Here is a 14,759-nt window from a genome sequence, read left to right as displayed (position 1 = left end):
CCTCGTCCGCCCGTGACGTCCGCTCCCCGTCCGCCCCGGACGGCTGTCGAAAGTCCCCACGCATGCTTCCGCACTCTCCACGAGGAGCCGGCTCCCCGGCTTCCGGTGGGCTGCGTGGGCTGCGGGCCGGTGTGCTGGCGGTGCTGTGCGTGCTGCTGCCGCTGGCCGGACATGTGCTGGCGCAGTGCCATGTCCCCCGGTGGATCATCGTGGCCGGCATGGCGGCGGTGGCCGTGCCCGGTGCGGCGGTACTGACCCGGCGCAGGCTGACGGACACCCAGCTGCTGGGCGTGTTCACCGCCGCGCAGCTCGCCTACCACGCGGCGTACGCCCTCCCCGGGGCGTGCACGGCGATCGCCGCGCGGGAGGGTACCGGCGGTGGCCCCGCCGCCCTGCTGGAGCACCAGGCCGCCTCCGGCCCGCCCAGCGGCGTGCTGCTGGCCGGTCATGTGGTCACGCTGCTGCTCTCCGCCCGTCTGCTGGGCCTCGCCGAGCGTCTGCTGTGGCAGAGCAGGTCGCTGCTGACGTTCGTACGGCGTCTGCTGGTGTTCCTGTGGCCGCTGCTGAGCGGCCGTCACGAGGCCGGGCCGCAGCCCGCGATGCCGGAGAGCGGCGCGCCGCCGAGGTCGGCGCTGCCGGCGCGGCTGAACGAGGGCCGGGCTCCCCCGCGTCTCGGGCACGGCCCGTTCGTCCTTCTCCGGCCGATGCCGACCGGCGGTCCTCGCCTGCCCTGACGGGCATGGGGTGAGGCCTGCCGCCGGGCACGCCGGTCCCCTCGCCCCGGCCGTCTCCCTGCCGGGGGACACAGAGAGTCCCGCACCATGAACGCCCTCCACCGGCGTGCCGCCCGCAGCGCGGCACGCGTCCTGGCCGTACCCGCGACCGCCCTGGCGGTCCTCGCCGCCACCGGCCCACAAGCCGTGGCCCACACCGCGCTCGACGACGGTTCCCCGGGCAGGAACACCTCCCTCACCGCACCGCCCACGCGCGTCACGCTGACCTTCAGCGACGAGATGACACAGAAGTACGCCAAGGTCGCCGTCACCGGGCCCGACGGGAAGTCCGCGTCAGCGGGCGCCCCCCGGGTCGACGGGCGGACGGTCACCCTCGCGCTCGGCCCGGGGTCACCGTCGGGGCGCTACACCGTGGGGTACCGGGTGGTCTCCGCCGACGGGCATCCGGTCTCCGGCTCCTACACGTTCACGGTGGAGGAAGCGGGCGACGCGAGCCCGTCACCGGGAACGGCACAGCCCACCGGCACCACCGAGAAGGACAAGAAGGACAAGAAGGAGGAGAGAGGCGAGGAGGGCGGGTCGACCGCCGGCGCCCCGGTGGTCGCGCTGGCCGGCGGGGGCGCGCTGCTCCTGGCGGCGGGCGGGGGCGCGTACCTGGCGCGGCGGAAGCGGGCCGGTCATGGCGAGTGAGCGGACCGCGGAAATGATCAACGGGTCGGCCGGCGAGACGGCCGCCCGGGGGAAGGCAAGGCCAAGGTGGTGCTCTCCGCTGCCCCTGCCCCTGCCCCTGCTCCTGGCCTCGGCGCTCGGTCTCGCCGTCGTCGTGACGGTGGTCGCCGTTCGGGTCGGGGGCGGTGGCGCGGTCGCGGTTCCGGGGATCGGGGACGCCGGGGCGTGGACCGCGTGGGGGCTGCCGGTGGCCCGTACGGTGGCGGACGCGTCGGCCGTGGCGACCGTCGGCGCGCTGCTGCTGGTCGTGGTGCTGCTGCCGGGCGGCGGACGGCTCGGCACGACGCAGTCGCGCTATCTCGACTGGGCCGTGGTGGCAGCGGCGTCCTGGGCGGTCGCGTCGGCCGCCACCCTCGTGTTCACGCTCTCGGACCTGTTCGCCCGGCCCGTCGGCGAGGTCATGGACCCGGCCGTGCTGGCGGACTTCGTCGTCACGGACGCCCAGGGCCGCTCGTACGCGCTGATGACGGGTGCGGCGGCGCTGATCGCGACCTGCTGCGTGGGCGTCTCCACCGCCCGCTGGGCACGGCTCGCGCTCCTGGTCGCCCTCGCCGGGCTCCTGCCGCCCGTCTTCACCGGCCACTCGGCCGCGGCCGGCGATCACGACGCCGCCGTCACCAGCCTCGCCCTGCACATGGTCGGCGCGGCCGTGTGGGTCGGCGGTCTGCTCTTCCTCCTGGTGGTCGTCGCGCGCCGGGAGGAGGGCGCGGCGGACGCGGCCCGGCGCTTCGGCCCGCTCGCCGCCGGGGCCCTGGTCGCGGTCGCGGCCAGCGGTGTCGTCAACACGGTCGTCCGGCTCCCGTCCCCGGGCGAGCTGTTCACCAGCCGGTACGGGCTGATGGTGCTCGGCAAGGCGCTGGCCCTCGTCCTGCTCGGCTGCGTCGGCCACTGGCACCGGCGTCGCGCGCTGCCCGCCCTGCGGGACGGCGGCCCGGGCGCGTTCGTGCGGCTGGCGGCCGGTGAACTGCTGCTCATGGCCACCGCCATGGGCCTCGCCGTCGGCCTGTCCCGCACCCCGCCGCCGGGAGCGGGCGACGCGGCCGTCTCACCCGCCGAGGAACTCCTGGGCTTCGCGATGCCGCCGCCGCTCGGCGACTTCCCGTGGACCCCGCTGTTCACCCAGTGGCACTTCGACCCGCTGTTCGCCTTCGGTACGGCCGCCGCGGCGCTGCTGTACCTGGCGGGCGTACGGAAGTTGCGCGCCCGGGGCGACAAGTGGCCGGTCGGGCGCACGGTCTCCTGGCTGCTGGGCCTCGCGGTGACCGTGGTGGCGACGATGAGCGGGCTGGCCGTGTACGGCAAGGTGCTGTTCAGCGTGCACATGGGCCAGCACATGATCCTCGCGATGACGGTGCCGATCCTGCTCGTCCTCGGCGCGCCCGCCACCCTCGCCCTGCGGGCCCTGCCCGCCGCGCCCCGGGGCGAGCCGGACGGGCCGCGCGAGATGCTGCTGAAGCTCCTGCGGAGCCGCTACGTGAAGCTGCTCTCGCATCCGGTGGTGGCGAGCGTCCTGTTCGTCGGCAGCGCCTTCGCGGTCTACCACACCTCGCTGTTCGAGACGCTGATGCGCAGCCACCTCGGCCATGTGGTCATGCTGCTGCACTTCCTGGCCGCCGGGCTGCTGTTCTTCTGGGTCGTCATCGGCATCGATCCGGGCCCGCGTCGGCCGCCGCATCTGGGACGGCTGTTCGTGCTGATCCTGACGATGCCGTTCCACTCGTGGTTCAGCATCTCGCTGATGAGTTCCACCGCCCTGATCGGTGAGGGCTGGTGGTCGCTGCTGGACCGGCCGTGGGTGCCGGAGCCGCTGGACGACCAGTACGACGCGGGTGCGATCGCCTGGGCCACCGGGGACATCCCCGTCCTGATCACCACGATCATCCTGGCCGTCCAGTGGGTCCGCTCCGACCAGCGCGAGGCCCGCCGGGTCGACCGGCAGATCGACCGCGGCGACGCGGGCGACCCCCTCGCCGCCTACAACGCCTACCTGGCGAGCCTCCACGCCCGCGACCGCCGCCCGGCCCGGCCCGCCCGGCCCGCCCGGCCCGCCCGGCCCGCCGCGCCCAACTCACCTGTCCCACCCGGCTCTCCCGCAACGCCCACGACACGTACGACGCCCACGACGCCCACGACGCCCACGACGCCCGAGGAATCATGAAGAAGTTCAACGAGCTGAAGAAGCACCTGTTCGCCGCCGCGGTGATCGTGGCCGCGTTCGCCGCCGCGCTCGGCACGTTCGTGCTGGTCTCACCCGGCGGCCGGGACTCCGGCGGCCTGGACGTGAAACCCGCCGCCGAGGCCATGCCCGTCCGGGACACCAGTCACCGTCTCACCCGGCCGGAGAAGAGCGAGCTGACCGTCGTGGAGTTCCTCGACTTCGAGTGCGAGGCGTGCGGCGCGATGTACCCGGTCGTGGAGCGGCTGCGCGAGGAGTACGGCGACCGGGTCACCTTCGTCGCCCGCTACTTCCCCATGCCGGGCCACCGCAACGCCGAGCCCGCGGCGCGCGCCGCCGAAGCCGCCGCCCGGCAGGGCGAGTTCGAGGGCATGTACCGCAAGCTCTTCACCACCCAGGAGGAGTGGGGCGAGTCCCAGGAGTGGAAGGCGTCCGTCTTCCGCGGCCTCGCCGAGGAACTGGGCCTGGACATGCGGCGGTACGACACCGACTTCGCCGATCCGGAGACGGCCGGACGCGTCCGGGCGGACCAGCGCGACGGGCTCGGCCTGGGTGTCCAGGGCACCCCGACCTTCTTCGTCGACGGCACGATGATCCGGACACCCGGCTCCTACGAGGCGTTCAAGGCCCTCATCGACGAGCGACTGGAGGCCGCCGGCCGATGACGCACCCCGGCACCGCTGTGAACGAGCCCGAGCGGCCCGACGTATTCGACGAGATGAGCGCCCCTGCCACCCACCGGCTCGCCCGGCCGTGATGACCGGGTGTGACCGGCGTCCCGGAGAGGGTCCGGCCAGCCGTGCGGGAGCGTGCGCGCGGGCCGGACTGTTCGCCGTGCTCGGCACCGTGCTCGCCGTCCTCGGCCACCACGCGATCACCGAAGAGTCGGTGCCCTGGCGGCTGTTGGGCGCGCTGGTCGTGGCCCAGTGCGCCGCGGTGTGGCCGCTCGCGCGGCGGCGCTACTCGTCGACCGCGACCGTCGTGTTCACGCTGGCCGCACAGGGAGTGCTGCATCTGGCGCTGTCCCGCGCCGACGGCGACCCGCCCTCGGCGATGCCGGGGCACACGGCGGACCTGGCACACATGGCGGACGCGGGGCACGCCGGGCACCTCGCCACGATGGCGGGGGACGGGCACGCCTGGCATCACGCCGGGGCGGCGATGACGACGGTGCACCTGGCCGCCGCGCTGGCCGTGGCCTGGCTGCTGCACCGGGCGGACGCCCGGCTGACCGCCGCGCTCGGCACACTGCGCACGCTGGCCGGGGCCGCCGCCACGGCCCTGGCCCGGGTGTGGCCCCGGCCCGTCGCCGATCCGGACCGGTTCCTGCCCCGGCCGCACGGTCGGCAGGGCGTCGGCGCGTACGCCGTGTCACCTCCCGAGGGGAAGAAGGTGCTGGAGCACGCGGTGGTGCGCAGGGGACCACCGCGCGGGGAGCGCTCCTCGGTCCTTCACCGGCCCCGGCATGTCCGTCGCGGGTCCGGCTCGTCTCCCACCAGCAAGGAACTCCCCTGTGTCCACCGCGTTCCGCACGCCCCGCGTGTCCACATATGTACGCCCCCGGGCCGGCCGTCGTGCCGCGCTCGTGGGGGCCGCCGCGCTGACGGCCGTCCTCGCGCTCGCCGGGCCGGCCGCCGCCCACGCGGAGGTCGAGGCCGACAAGCCCCAGGCCCTCGCGGAGAACGTCGCCCTCACCTTCGTCTCCGAGGCCGAGTCCGACGAGGCGGGCTTCACCGAACTCCGCGTCGTCCTGCCCGAGGGCATCGCCCCCGGTGATGTGAGGCTCACCGAGGCCCCCAAGGGCTGGAAGCTCAAGGCCACCGACGACGGGTACACCGTCGGCGGCCCGGCCATGAAGGTCGGGGTCGACGCCGAACACACCATCCAGGTACGGCAGTTGCCCGACGCGAACGAGGTCGCGTTCAGGACCGTCGAGGTCTACGAGGACGGGAAGATCTCGCGCTGGATCGAACTGCCCACGGGCGGCGAGGAACCCGAACAGCCCGCGCCGGTTCTGCGGCTGAAGGCGGCCGCCCCCGGCGCCGAACCGGTCGGCCCGGCCCCCGGTTCGGACACCGCGGAGAGCACGACCCCGACCCCGACGGCACCGGCCTCCGAACCCGCCGCCGAAGTCACCACCGGGGCCACGGAGTCGGAGCCCGCATCCGACTCCGCCGCCGAGGACGACGGCGGTTCGGCGGGCCCGGTCATCGGCGGGGTGGCCGTGGCCCTGCTCCTCGCGGGAGGCGGGGTGTGGTGGCTGATCAGGCGCCGTGGCGTCGCGCCACAGAGCTGATCGGCTGATCCTGCCCCCGCCCTCTTTGGGCGGGGGCACCTCGGCGCTCTTTGGGCGGGGGCGCCTCGGTCAGTCGGGCAGGGGCCTGATGTCGACGTTCTCGGTGACGGTGACCTGGTCGATCTCGGTGGTGCGCACGGTCAGCCGCAGCGTCCAGGTGCCGGGCAGCGGGAGGCGCAGGCTGTCCGTGGACCAGTAGCCGCCCTGGTCGACGAGTTTCGCGTCCAACGGGCCGATGCGCTGGGCGCGATGAGTGAGCGTCAGACGCAACTCCGGGACGGTGGCCACGCCTTGGTCGGGTCCGAACACCAGGGCCTCGACGACGTTCTCGCCGACCGTGCCCGGCTCGAAGGTGAGCTGCACCTTGCCGTCACTGTTCGGCTTGCCCATGTCGAAGGGCACGGTCACCACCCTCGCGGGCGGCTGCCGCAGCCCGGTCACCCCGGCGCCGCCGCCCGTCGCGGCGGCGGCGCGGCTGGGCTGGGTCCCGGTGAGCATCGTGGTGATCACCAGCACGACGGCCCCGATCACCGCCTCGACGGCGACCGACCGGCGCAGCCCGCGCAGCCGGCGCCGGTGGCGGTCGGAGTCGACCACGGGGCCGGACGGGGGACGCGGCTCCGCCACACCCCCACCGCCGGCGTCGCCGTCACCGTCACCACCACCCTGGGCGACGCCCTCGCCGGACGACGCACCCACGTTCTCGGGTACCCGCACCCGCACGCGCGGCTCGACCTCGGCGAGCGCCTCGCTCCCCTGCGCCCGGCCGAGATCCGCCGTCCAGCGCCGGGAGAACGCCGCCGCCCCCAACACCACCACCACGGCACCGACCTTGAGGACGAGCAGACGGCCGTAGTCGGTGTCGGTGAGCGCGCTCCAGGAGCCGACCTGCCGCCAGGACTGGTACACGCCGGTGACCACCAGGACGGTGACCGCGGCGAACGCCAGCCGGGAGAAGCGGGCCAGGGCCGCCGCCGGGAGCGTGGGGCCGGCGGGTGCCCGGAACAGGACGGCGGTCAGGGCGGTCAGGCCGCCCAGCCACACCGCCATGGCCAGCAGATGCAGGACGGAGACCGGGATCGCCACGGGGACCTGGATTCCGGCCGAGGCGTGTTCGGCGGCGGCCCAGGTGAGGGCCAGGGCCACGGAGAAGAGAGCCACGGGGAGAGCCACCGGGCGTCCCGTCGGGAACAGGTCGCCCGCCCCGGCCGCCCTTTCGGCCGTTCGGCGGCGACGCAGCCGGGACCGGAACAGTCCGAGGAGAACCGCCGCGACCGCGAGCAGCACCAGCCGGGTCAGCAGGGAGGTCCCGGTGCGGCCCGTGGCCGTCCGGCCCAGCAGCGACAGGTCGGCCACCGCCCCGATCCCCTCACCGGTCTCGTACGGACCCCGGAGCAGCAGCAGTACGGCCGTGGAGGCGAACAGCGCCGCCCAGCCGCCCACCAGCAGGACGCGCAGTCGGCGCAGGGCGGCGCCGGCGGGGCGGCAGACGACGACGAGGACGGCGACGCCGATGAGCAGGGCGAGACCGCTGTAGGCGATGTACCGGAAGACTCCGTAGAGGCGGGAGAGCGGGGTGTCGTCCGGGGAGCCGTCCGCCACCTCGGCGGTGGTGGCGGACGGCTCCCCGATGGAGAAGGTGAACGCGCCGGCGATCGGGTGGCTGTCGGCGGAGACCACGCGCCAGGCGACGGTGTAGGTGCCGTCGGACAGGTCGTCGGAGAGCGGCACTTGGGCGGTGTTCGACCGGCCGTCCGCACGCCGGACGGGACCGTCGTTCACGCGTTCGTTCTTCGGCGACAGCACGCGCAGGGAGCCGTCGGAGAGGCTGACGGCCTCGGTGAAGGTGAGCGTCACCTGGGTCGGGGCCGTCTTGAGGACGGCGGTGTCGGCCGGGTCGCAATCGCTCAGGGCGGCGTGCGCGGAGGCGGGTCCCGCGCCGCCGAGGAGGAGGGCGAGTACGGCGCCGACCAGCAGCAGCGCGGTCAGCGGTGTCCTGGCCCGGCGCGATGCCGTGTGCATGGGAAGCAGCCTCCGGAGGGGTGGGGGCACGTGCGGGCAGGACCGCACGTGGAGGGGGTGGTGGCGAGGTCGCTCCGGGTGCTACGACGTGCTCGGGGCCGGGCTGGGGCCCAGGCCGCTCAGTTCGCGCACGGTCCCGCCGAGCTTGGCCCGCAGCCCCTCCAGCAGTTCCGGCTTGGCGCTGACGACCCAGCGTGCGCCGACGAGGTACTTGCCGCCGTAGATCGCGGCGGACTCCAGCCAGGTCTCCTTGTACTTCTCCTCCGGGAAGGTGGTGACGAGGTAGTCGACCTCGGGCGTGTGGCAGACGCCCTGCCGCAGTTCGTCCGCGTCGATGCGGATCTTGGGCTTGCAGCCGGTCAGTTCGGCGATCACCTCGACCTTCGCCGGTGCCACGACACCGGCCTCGGGTGCCGCGGACATCGCCGGGGTCTTCGAGGCCCTGCGGTCGGCCGCCGCGTCGTCGTCCCCTCCCCCGCCGCAGGCCGTGGCGAGGGTCAGGGTCAGCAGGGCCAGGGCCGCGACCGACAGGGCGCCGCGCGCCGGGCCGGTGAAGGTGCGGACGTGCTCGATGGGTGACCGCGTGGTCGGCGGGATGGGCATGGTCGGCCTCGTGCTCTTCGTGAACGGGAAGGGGTGCGAAGAGACGTGCGGCCCGGCGGGATGTCGGGAGGCGGGCCGCACGCGGCCCGTCAGTGGCGGAACGTCTGCAGGGCGCTCGGGGTGGGCGCCGCCCCGGTGCTCGGGGTCCGGGAGTCCCTCGCCGTACGGGGCCGGGTCGTACCGGAGGCAGGGCGGGCGTCGGCCGGAGCGTCGGTCGGGCCGGCGACGGCGGTCGTCGGCTCCGTCCGGGGCCGGTCCGCGCGCGCAGGCCGGACGAGTGTGTCGGCGGACGCCTCGTGATGCGCCGCCGTCCCTTCTTTGGCCTGCGCGGAACCCATCACGACGACGGAACCCGTCACGACGGCGGAACCCGTCACGACAACGGACCCCGTCACGGCGTCGGGACCCGTCACAGCGGCGGAGGCGATCCCGGGGGAGGCGTCGGGCGGGGTGGCCGGGTGGTGCGGGGTGGCCAGGTGCAGGAGCAGCGTCGCGGCCAGCAGCACGACGGCCGCCGCCACTCGCCGCATCACCACTGGACCCCCGGCACCCTTGCTTCCGCTGCTTCCTCCGACGCCAAGACGCTACCGGCCGTCGAGCCCGGCCGACGCCGAACACCGCTCGGGGAAGGGTGAGATGAGCAACACCCCGGGCGGTCCCGGTCGGCACGGCGACCGCCCGCGGACGGCCGGACGGCCGGGCCGGGGGTTCACCTCGCCGGGGCCCGCGCCGCAAGCGCCTCCAGCAGCAGGTCCACGGCCTCCTCGAAGGAACTGCCGCCCATGCTCCGCAGCTCCCGCTGCACGGCGGTCAGGGCGGGGTACGCCGCCGGGTCGAGCCCCTGGTAGACCTCGCCCCACGCCCGCTCGTCGGCCTCACGCTGCCCGCGCGGGAGCGCCTGGAACGCCGCCTCCATGGCCGCGTGGCTGAGCACGGTGTCGATGAAGGTCAGATAGAGGCGGGTCGCGTCGGCCGGTGCGAAGCCCGCCGCGAGCAGCAGTCCGATGCCGGTGTCGACGGCGCGGATCTCGTTGGGGCGCCGGGTCACCCGGTACGCGGCGAAGGCCGCCGCGCGGGGGTGGGCGAGGTATCCGGCGCGGACCCGCAGGGCCATCTCGCGCAGCGCGGCCACCCAGTCGTCGCCGGGGACGAAGCCGGCCATGGTGTCGCCGATGATGCGGTCGGCGATGGCGAGCACCAGGTCGTCGGTGCCGTGGAAGTAGCGGTAGAGGGCGCTGGGGTCGCAGCCCAGGGCCGTACCGAGTCTGCGCACGCTCAGTGCCTCCGGGCCGTGCTCGCCGATCAGCCGCAGCGCGGTCTCCACGATCAGCTCCTCCGACAGCACGACACCCGAGCGGGTGGGGCGGCGCCGTCTGCGTTCCTGCGGGACTCGGCTGGGCATCGGAGGGCTCCTGTCGGCCGGTGGACGTACCGGCAGTGAAGGGCCGGGGCGTTCTTATGTCAACAGCATTGACGCAAGGAGAACGCCGGGTGTTCCATCACAGTCCCGCGCGGCTTAACCTCGTCCCCTCCCCACGAGGAGCCCTTCATGTCCTCCAGATCCACCCGGTCAACCGGATCCACCGGATCCGCCACGCAGCTGCGGCGCTCCCTCGGCGTGGTCGACGGTGTCGCCATCGCCGCCTCCAGCACGGCCGCCACCACCAGCATCGCCATCGGCATGGGCACGATCGCGACCATCGTGGGTCTGCAGGGCCCCGTGCTCCTGCTCCTCGCCTTCCTGCCGGTGCTCGGCATCGCCACGGCCTACGCCCGTCTCAACCGCTCGGAGCCCAACTGCGGCAACGGCTACACCTGGGTCGGCAAGACCCTCGGCCCCTGGCCCGGCTTCCTGACCGGCTGGGTCACGATCGTCGGTTCGGTCATCTTCTGTGCCTACACCAGCGCCGTCATGGGCTCGGTCGTCCTGGTGTTCGCCAACAAGGCCGGGCTGACCAGCCTCGCGGGCATCGCCCTCGACCCGGGGTCCACGGGTGTCAGCACGGCCGTCGGACTGGTCCTCCTGCTCGGTCTGACCGCCCTCGCCGTCACCGGTATGCGGGCCACCACCCGCTTCCAGTTCGCGCTGCTCGTCTTCGAGTACGCGGTGCTGATCGGGTTCTGCGGCTGGGCCCTCGTCACCGGCGAGCAGTCCTTCTCCCTGTCCTGGTTCAATCCCTTCGAGATCGGCGACGGCACCACCTTCGCCCAGGGCATGGTCCTCGCGGTGTTCTTCTTCTGGGGCTGGGACGCGGCGTTCAGCGTCAACGAGGAGACCAGGGAGCCGGGCGACGCGGCCCGCGGCGGACTGATCGCGCTCTTCGCCATGCTGGGTCTGTTCCTCTTCGCCTCGGTCGCCTTCCAGCGCGAGATGAGCCTCGCCGAACTGATCGAGAACGGCCCGCAGGCCCTGCCGTACCTGGGGCAGAAACTGGCCGCCGAGCCCTGGGCGACGCTGCCGCTGGTGGCCCTGATGTTCTCGGCCGCGGCCTCCGTGCAGTCCACGCTGATCCCCACGGCCCGCGGGCTGCTGGCGATGGGCCGGGACCGCACCATGGGCCCGCTGTGGACCCGGGTGCACCCGCGCTACGGCACCCCCGCCGCCGGGACGGTCGTCGTCCTGTCGATCGCCGCCGTGATCGCCCTGCTGGCCGTCGCCCTCCCCCGGCTGAGCGACATGCTGCTGGCCGCCGTCAACGCCATCGGTCTGCTCGTCGCCCTCTACTACGGCCTCACCGCGCTCGCCTGTGCCGTCCGCTTCCGGTCCGCCCTCCGCGACGGGCCCCGGGAGGCGCTGCTCGCGGTGGGGGTGCCCGCCGTCTCCGGGCTGGTGCTGCTGGGCCTCGGCGGCTACCTCGGATACTCGTACCTCACCATGAGCGACCACTTCGAACTGAGCCCCGACAACGGGTGGTTCATGTTCTCCCTGCCCGCTGTCATCGTTTTGGCGGGTCTGGTGATGGCCGCGGTCGCCAAGTACGTCCGCCGGTCGCCGTACTTCACCACCGGTCAGGGCACCGACGCCGAGGCCATCGCCCTGCCGATGGACCACACCGCCGTCTGAGCCCGCCCGCGCTCTCCCTCGCCCCCCCACATCTCCCGTATCTCCATCTCCCGTACCTCCATCCCCCGTATCTCCCATGGAGTCCATCCGCATGTCGCAGTCTCAGGTCACGGGCCCCGCCGATCTCGTCCTCACCGGCGGGCCCGTCCACACCGTCGATCCCGCCCGGAGCCGTGCCACCGCCGTGGCCGTGCGCGGCGGGCGGATCGTCGCCGTCGGCCACGACGAGGTGCACGCGCTCATCGGGCCCGGTACCGAGGTCGTCGACCTCGCCGGGAGGCTGCTGCTGCCCGGTTTCCAGGACGCCCATGTCCACCCGCAGGGCGCGGGCCTGGAACTGGGCCTGTGCCATCTCGCCGACACGGTCGACCCCGCCGAGTATCTGCGGCGGATCCGGGCGTACGCCGACGCGCACCCGGACGCCGAGTGGATCACCGGCGGCGGCTGGTCCCTGGAGGCGTTCCCCGGCGGCGCCCCCACGGCCGCCGCGCTCGACGCGATCGTGCCCGACCGGCCCGTCTTCCTGCCCAACCGCGATCATCACGGCGCCTGGGTCAACTCCCGTGCCCTGGAACGGGCCGGCATCGACGCCCGCACCCCCGACCCCGCCGACGGCCGGATCGAACGCGACGCCGACGGCAACCCGACCGGCATGCTCCAGGAGGGCGCCGTCCACCTCGTCGGCCGGCTGGTGCCCGACCCCACTCCCGAGGAACAGCTGACCGCCCTGCTGCGCGCCCAGGCCGTGCTGCACTCCCACGGAGTCACCGCCTGGCAGGACGCCATCGTCGGCGCGTACGCCAACATGACCGACCCGGCACCCTCCTACCGCACGGCCCAGGACCGGGGCCTGCTCACCGCCCGGGTCGTCGGCGCGCTGTGGTGGGACCGTGAGCGCGGTGCCGAGCAGATCCCCGAACTCGTCGCGCGGCGCGCGGAGTTGAGCGGGGGCCGGTTCCGGGCCGGCACGGTGAAGATCATGCAGGACGGCATCGCCGAGAACCACACGGCCGCCATGCTCGACCCGTATCTCACCGGCTGCGGCTGCGCCCCGGACGGCACCAGCAAGAGCGACAGCGGTGGCAGCGGCATCAGCTTCGTCGAACCGGGCGAGCTGAAGAAGTACGTCACCGAACTCGACGCGCTCGGCTTCCAGGTGCACTTCCACGCCCTCGGCGACCGCGCGGTGCGCGAGGCGCTGGACGCCGTCGAGGCCGCCCGCACCACGAACGGGCACCGGGACACCCGCCACCATCTCGCGCACCTCCAGGTCGTCCACCCCGACGACGTACGGCGGTTCCGCCCGCTCGGCGCCGGCGCCAACCTGCAGATGCTGTGGGCCGCGCACGAACCGCAGATGGACGAGCTGACCCTGCCGTTCCTCGGCCCCGAACGCGGCGCCCGGCAGTACCCGTTCGGCGATCTGCTGCGGGCCGGGGCGACGCTCGCGGCGGGCAGCGACTGGCCGGTCAGCAGCCCCGACCCGCTGCAGGCCCTGCACGTCGCCGTCAACCGCCGCTCCCCCGACGCCCCCGAGGGCACCCCCGAGTTCCTGCCCGGGCAGCGCCTCGACCTCGGCACGGCCCTCGCCGCGTACACGGCGGGCAGCGCCCACACGAACCACCTGGACACCCTCACCGGCAGCATCACCGTCGGCCGGGCCGCCGACCTGGTCGTCCTCGACCGCGACCCGTTCGCCGGCCCGCCCGAGGAGATCGCGGCCACCCGGGTCCTGCAGACCTTCGTGGACGGGGAGCGCGTCCACGCGGCCCCCGACGCGTAGCCGGGCCCCGACGGGCAGCCGGGCCCACGGATCCGTACCGAACCCTTGACGACGGTCGTCTGACTGCGTAGACATGACTACGCAGACATGACAGCGCAGTCAGAGAGGCGATGTCTGACATCATCGGTTCGGTCCACACGGTCACCGGGAGGCATGCGTCATGACGCGAGGTACAGGACGGGGCGGCAGCCCCGCGGCGCCGAGCAGCACGGATGTGGCGCGGCTGGCCGGGGTCTCGCAGAAGACCGTGTCGAGGGTCTTCAACGACGAGCCGTATGTCTCCGCCGAGGTGCGCGGACGGGTCCTGGACGCGGCCGAGCAGCTCGGTTACCGGCGTAACAACGCCGCGCGGGCGCTGGCCTCGGGGCGGACCCGCTCCATCGGGGTGGTGACGCTGGGGACGGCGCTGTACGGCCCGGCCTCGCTGCTGATGGGCGTCGAACGGGCGGTCCGGGACACCGGGTACGCCCTCCGCGTGGTCAACACGGTGGAGGGTGATCCGGCGGGGATCGCGGGAGCCGTGGACTCGCTGCTCGACCAGGGCGTGGACGGCATCGTCGTCTCCGAGCCGATCGACGAGGCCGAGGGGGACGGGGACCCCGCTCCCCGGGTCGCCGTGCCGGTGCTCGTCCTCGGCGCCCCGCCGTTCCTCACCGCGCCCGCGGTGCTGAACGCGGGCGACGGCGCCGACCTGATGGCGCGCACCGCGACCGAACACCTGCTGGGGCTGGGCCACACGACGGTCCATCACCTGGCCGGTCCGCAGCGGTGGTACGCCGCCCGGGACCGTCTGGAGGGCTGGCGGGCGACACTCACGGCCCACGGGAGGCACGTGCCCGAGGTCGTCCGGGGCGACTGGTCGGCCGCGTCCGGCTACGCGGCCGGACGCGCCCTCGCCGAGGACGCCGGCGTCACCGCCGTGTTCTCCGCCAACGACGACATGGCGATCGGTCTGATCCGCGCGCTGGCGGAGGCCGGGCGGCGGGTGCCGGAGGACGTCAGCGTCGTCGGCTTCGACGACATCCCGGTCGCCGCCTATGTGACTCCTCCCCTGACCACGGTGCGGCAGCCGTTCGACGCCGTGGCGCAGGAGGGGCTGAAGCGTCTCGTGCACACCATCGAGAACCCCGGCGCGGACCCCTTGCCGCCGAGCGACCCACCGGTCGACCTCGTCGTCCGCGCCTCGACCGCGCCACCGCCGAGTCCGGACGGAGGCACCGCCACGCGACGCTGACCACCGCCTCCCCCGCCCGTACGCCCTCCCCGCACGGCCGGCGCGTGACCCCTCGGACGAGCCGCACCACCCGTCACGCCCCCGCCGCCCCGGCGCGCTCCTCACCCGCTCGACGTGA

The 14,759-nt window shown here is 74.1% G+C and carries 12 protein-coding genes; 8 read left to right on the top strand and 4 right to left on the bottom strand.

Annotated elements, in window-relative coordinates; all coding sequences use genetic code 11:
• Nucleotides 1-62 precede the first annotated feature (62 nt).
• The 5 genes from J8M51_RS30230 to J8M51_RS30210 all read left to right on the top strand — a co-directional run bounded on the left by J8M51_RS30230 (nucleotide 63) and on the right by J8M51_RS30210 (nucleotide 5,935).
• The gene (locus J8M51_RS30230) at nucleotides 63-734 is read left to right on the top strand and encodes a hypothetical protein (protein ID WP_086758409.1); all 672 of its coding nucleotides are present in this window, start codon (nucleotides 63-65) and stop codon (nucleotides 732-734) included.
• Between the two features lie 87 nt (nucleotides 735-821).
• Nucleotides 822-1,424 carry a copper resistance CopC family protein gene (locus tag J8M51_RS30225; RefSeq protein WP_086758411.1) on the top strand — a complete coding sequence of 201 codons (603 nt, stop codon included), beginning with the start codon at nucleotides 822-824 and terminating at the stop codon, nucleotides 1,422-1,424.
• Nucleotides 1,414-3,621 carry a bifunctional copper resistance protein CopD/cytochrome c oxidase assembly protein gene (locus J8M51_RS30220; RefSeq protein WP_267299598.1) on the top strand — a complete coding sequence of 736 codons (2,208 nt, stop codon included), beginning with the start codon at nucleotides 1,414-1,416 and terminating at the stop codon, nucleotides 3,619-3,621. Before J8M51_RS30225 ends, J8M51_RS30220 begins: the two co-directional genes overlap by 11 nt.
• On the top strand, nucleotides 3,618-4,304 hold the full coding sequence (locus tag J8M51_RS30215) for a DsbA family protein (protein WP_086765006.1): 687 nt from the start codon (nucleotides 3,618-3,620) through the stop codon (nucleotides 4,302-4,304). The genes J8M51_RS30220 and J8M51_RS30215 overlap by 4 nt, the downstream gene beginning before the upstream one ends.
• An 848-nt stretch (nucleotides 4,305-5,152) precedes the next feature.
• A complete protein-coding gene (locus J8M51_RS30210; RefSeq protein ID WP_398857132.1) occupies nucleotides 5,153-5,935 on the top strand; it encodes a DUF1775 domain-containing protein in 783 nt (260 codons plus the stop codon).
• Nucleotides 5,936-6,004: 69 nt separating this feature from the next.
• On the opposite strand, the gene J8M51_RS30205 is transcribed toward J8M51_RS30210, so the two are convergent.
• From J8M51_RS30205 to J8M51_RS30190, 4 genes are all read right to left on the bottom strand, one after another.
• Entirely contained in the window at nucleotides 6,005-7,957 is a 1,953-nt protein-coding gene (locus J8M51_RS30205) for a copper resistance CopC/CopD family protein (protein ID WP_267299597.1), read from the bottom strand.
• Nucleotides 7,958-8,038: 81 nt separating this feature from the next.
• Nucleotides 8,039-8,560: a hypothetical protein gene (locus J8M51_RS30200; protein ID WP_236067554.1), complete on the bottom strand. Its 522-nt coding sequence runs from the start codon at nucleotides 8,558-8,560 to the stop codon at nucleotides 8,039-8,041.
• A gap of 89 nt (nucleotides 8,561-8,649) precedes the next feature.
• On the bottom strand, nucleotides 8,650-9,090 hold the full coding sequence (locus tag J8M51_RS30195; protein WP_267299596.1) for a hypothetical protein: 441 nt from the start codon (nucleotides 9,088-9,090) through the stop codon (nucleotides 8,650-8,652).
• A 179-nt stretch (nucleotides 9,091-9,269) separates the two neighbouring features.
• Nucleotides 9,270-9,962 carry a TetR/AcrR family transcriptional regulator gene (locus J8M51_RS30190; RefSeq protein ID WP_216588399.1) on the bottom strand — a complete coding sequence of 231 codons (693 nt, stop codon included), beginning with the start codon at nucleotides 9,960-9,962 and terminating at the stop codon, nucleotides 9,270-9,272.
• Nucleotides 9,963-10,109: 147 nt separating this feature from the next.
• On the opposite strand from J8M51_RS30190, the gene J8M51_RS30185 reads away from it, so the two are divergent.
• The 3 genes from J8M51_RS30185 (at nucleotide 10,110) to J8M51_RS30175 (ending at nucleotide 14,641) form a co-directional block, all read left to right on the top strand.
• The gene (locus J8M51_RS30185) at nucleotides 10,110-11,624 is read left to right on the top strand and encodes an APC family permease (RefSeq protein ID WP_086754241.1); all 1,515 of its coding nucleotides are present in this window, start codon (nucleotides 10,110-10,112) and stop codon (nucleotides 11,622-11,624) included.
• A 91-nt stretch (nucleotides 11,625-11,715) separates the two neighbouring features.
• Nucleotides 11,716-13,407 (top strand): amidohydrolase, encoded by a 1,692-nt coding sequence (locus J8M51_RS30180; protein WP_086754243.1) that lies wholly within the window; start codon nucleotides 11,716-11,718, stop codon nucleotides 13,405-13,407.
• A 160-nt stretch (nucleotides 13,408-13,567) separates the two neighbouring features.
• Nucleotides 13,568-14,641, top strand: a complete 1,074-nt coding sequence (locus tag J8M51_RS30175; RefSeq protein ID WP_216588396.1) for a LacI family DNA-binding transcriptional regulator — start codon at nucleotides 13,568-13,570, stop codon at nucleotides 14,639-14,641.
• Nucleotides 14,642-14,759: the final 118 nt, after the last annotated feature.

Origin of the sequence: Streptomyces griseiscabiei, assembly GCF_020010925.1 — a bacterium.
Classification (GTDB): domain Bacteria; phylum Actinomycetota; class Actinomycetes; order Streptomycetales; family Streptomycetaceae; genus Streptomyces; species Streptomyces griseiscabiei.
The sequence above is the reverse complement of the archived record's forward strand: the minus strand, read 5'-3'. Positions and strand labels throughout refer to the sequence as shown.

What these genes read in the sequence shown, in the direction of transcription:
- J8M51_RS30230 (WP_086758409.1), top strand. Translation starts at nt 63, where the DNA reads ATGCTTCCGCACTCTCCACGAGGAGCCGGCTCCCCGGCTTCCGGTGGG.
- J8M51_RS30225 (WP_086758411.1), top strand. Translation starts at nt 822, where the DNA reads ATGAACGCCCTCCACCGGCGTGCCGCCCGCAGCGCGGCACGCGTCCTG.
- J8M51_RS30220 (WP_267299598.1), top strand. Translation starts at nt 1,414, where the DNA reads ATGGCGAGTGAGCGGACCGCGGAAATGATCAACGGGTCGGCCGGCGAG.
- J8M51_RS30215 (WP_086765006.1), top strand. Translation starts at nt 3,618, where the DNA reads ATGAAGAAGTTCAACGAGCTGAAGAAGCACCTGTTCGCCGCCGCGGTG.
- J8M51_RS30205 (WP_267299597.1), bottom strand. Translation starts at nt 7,957, where the DNA reads ATGCACACGGCATCGCGCCGGGCCAGGACACCGCTGACCGCGCTGCTG.
- J8M51_RS30200 (WP_236067554.1), bottom strand. Translation starts at nt 8,560, where the DNA reads ATGCCCATCCCGCCGACCACGCGGTCACCCATCGAGCACGTCCGCACC.
- J8M51_RS30195 (WP_267299596.1), bottom strand. Translation starts at nt 9,090, where the DNA reads ATGCGGCGAGTGGCGGCGGCCGTCGTGCTGCTGGCCGCGACGCTGCTC.
- J8M51_RS30190 (WP_216588399.1), bottom strand. Translation starts at nt 9,962, where the DNA reads ATGCCCAGCCGAGTCCCGCAGGAACGCAGACGGCGCCGCCCCACCCGC.
- J8M51_RS30185 (WP_086754241.1), top strand. Translation starts at nt 10,110, where the DNA reads ATGTCCTCCAGATCCACCCGGTCAACCGGATCCACCGGATCCGCCACG.
- J8M51_RS30180 (WP_086754243.1), top strand. Translation starts at nt 11,716, where the DNA reads ATGTCGCAGTCTCAGGTCACGGGCCCCGCCGATCTCGTCCTCACCGGC.
- J8M51_RS30175 (WP_216588396.1), top strand. Translation starts at nt 13,568, where the DNA reads ATGACGCGAGGTACAGGACGGGGCGGCAGCCCCGCGGCGCCGAGCAGC.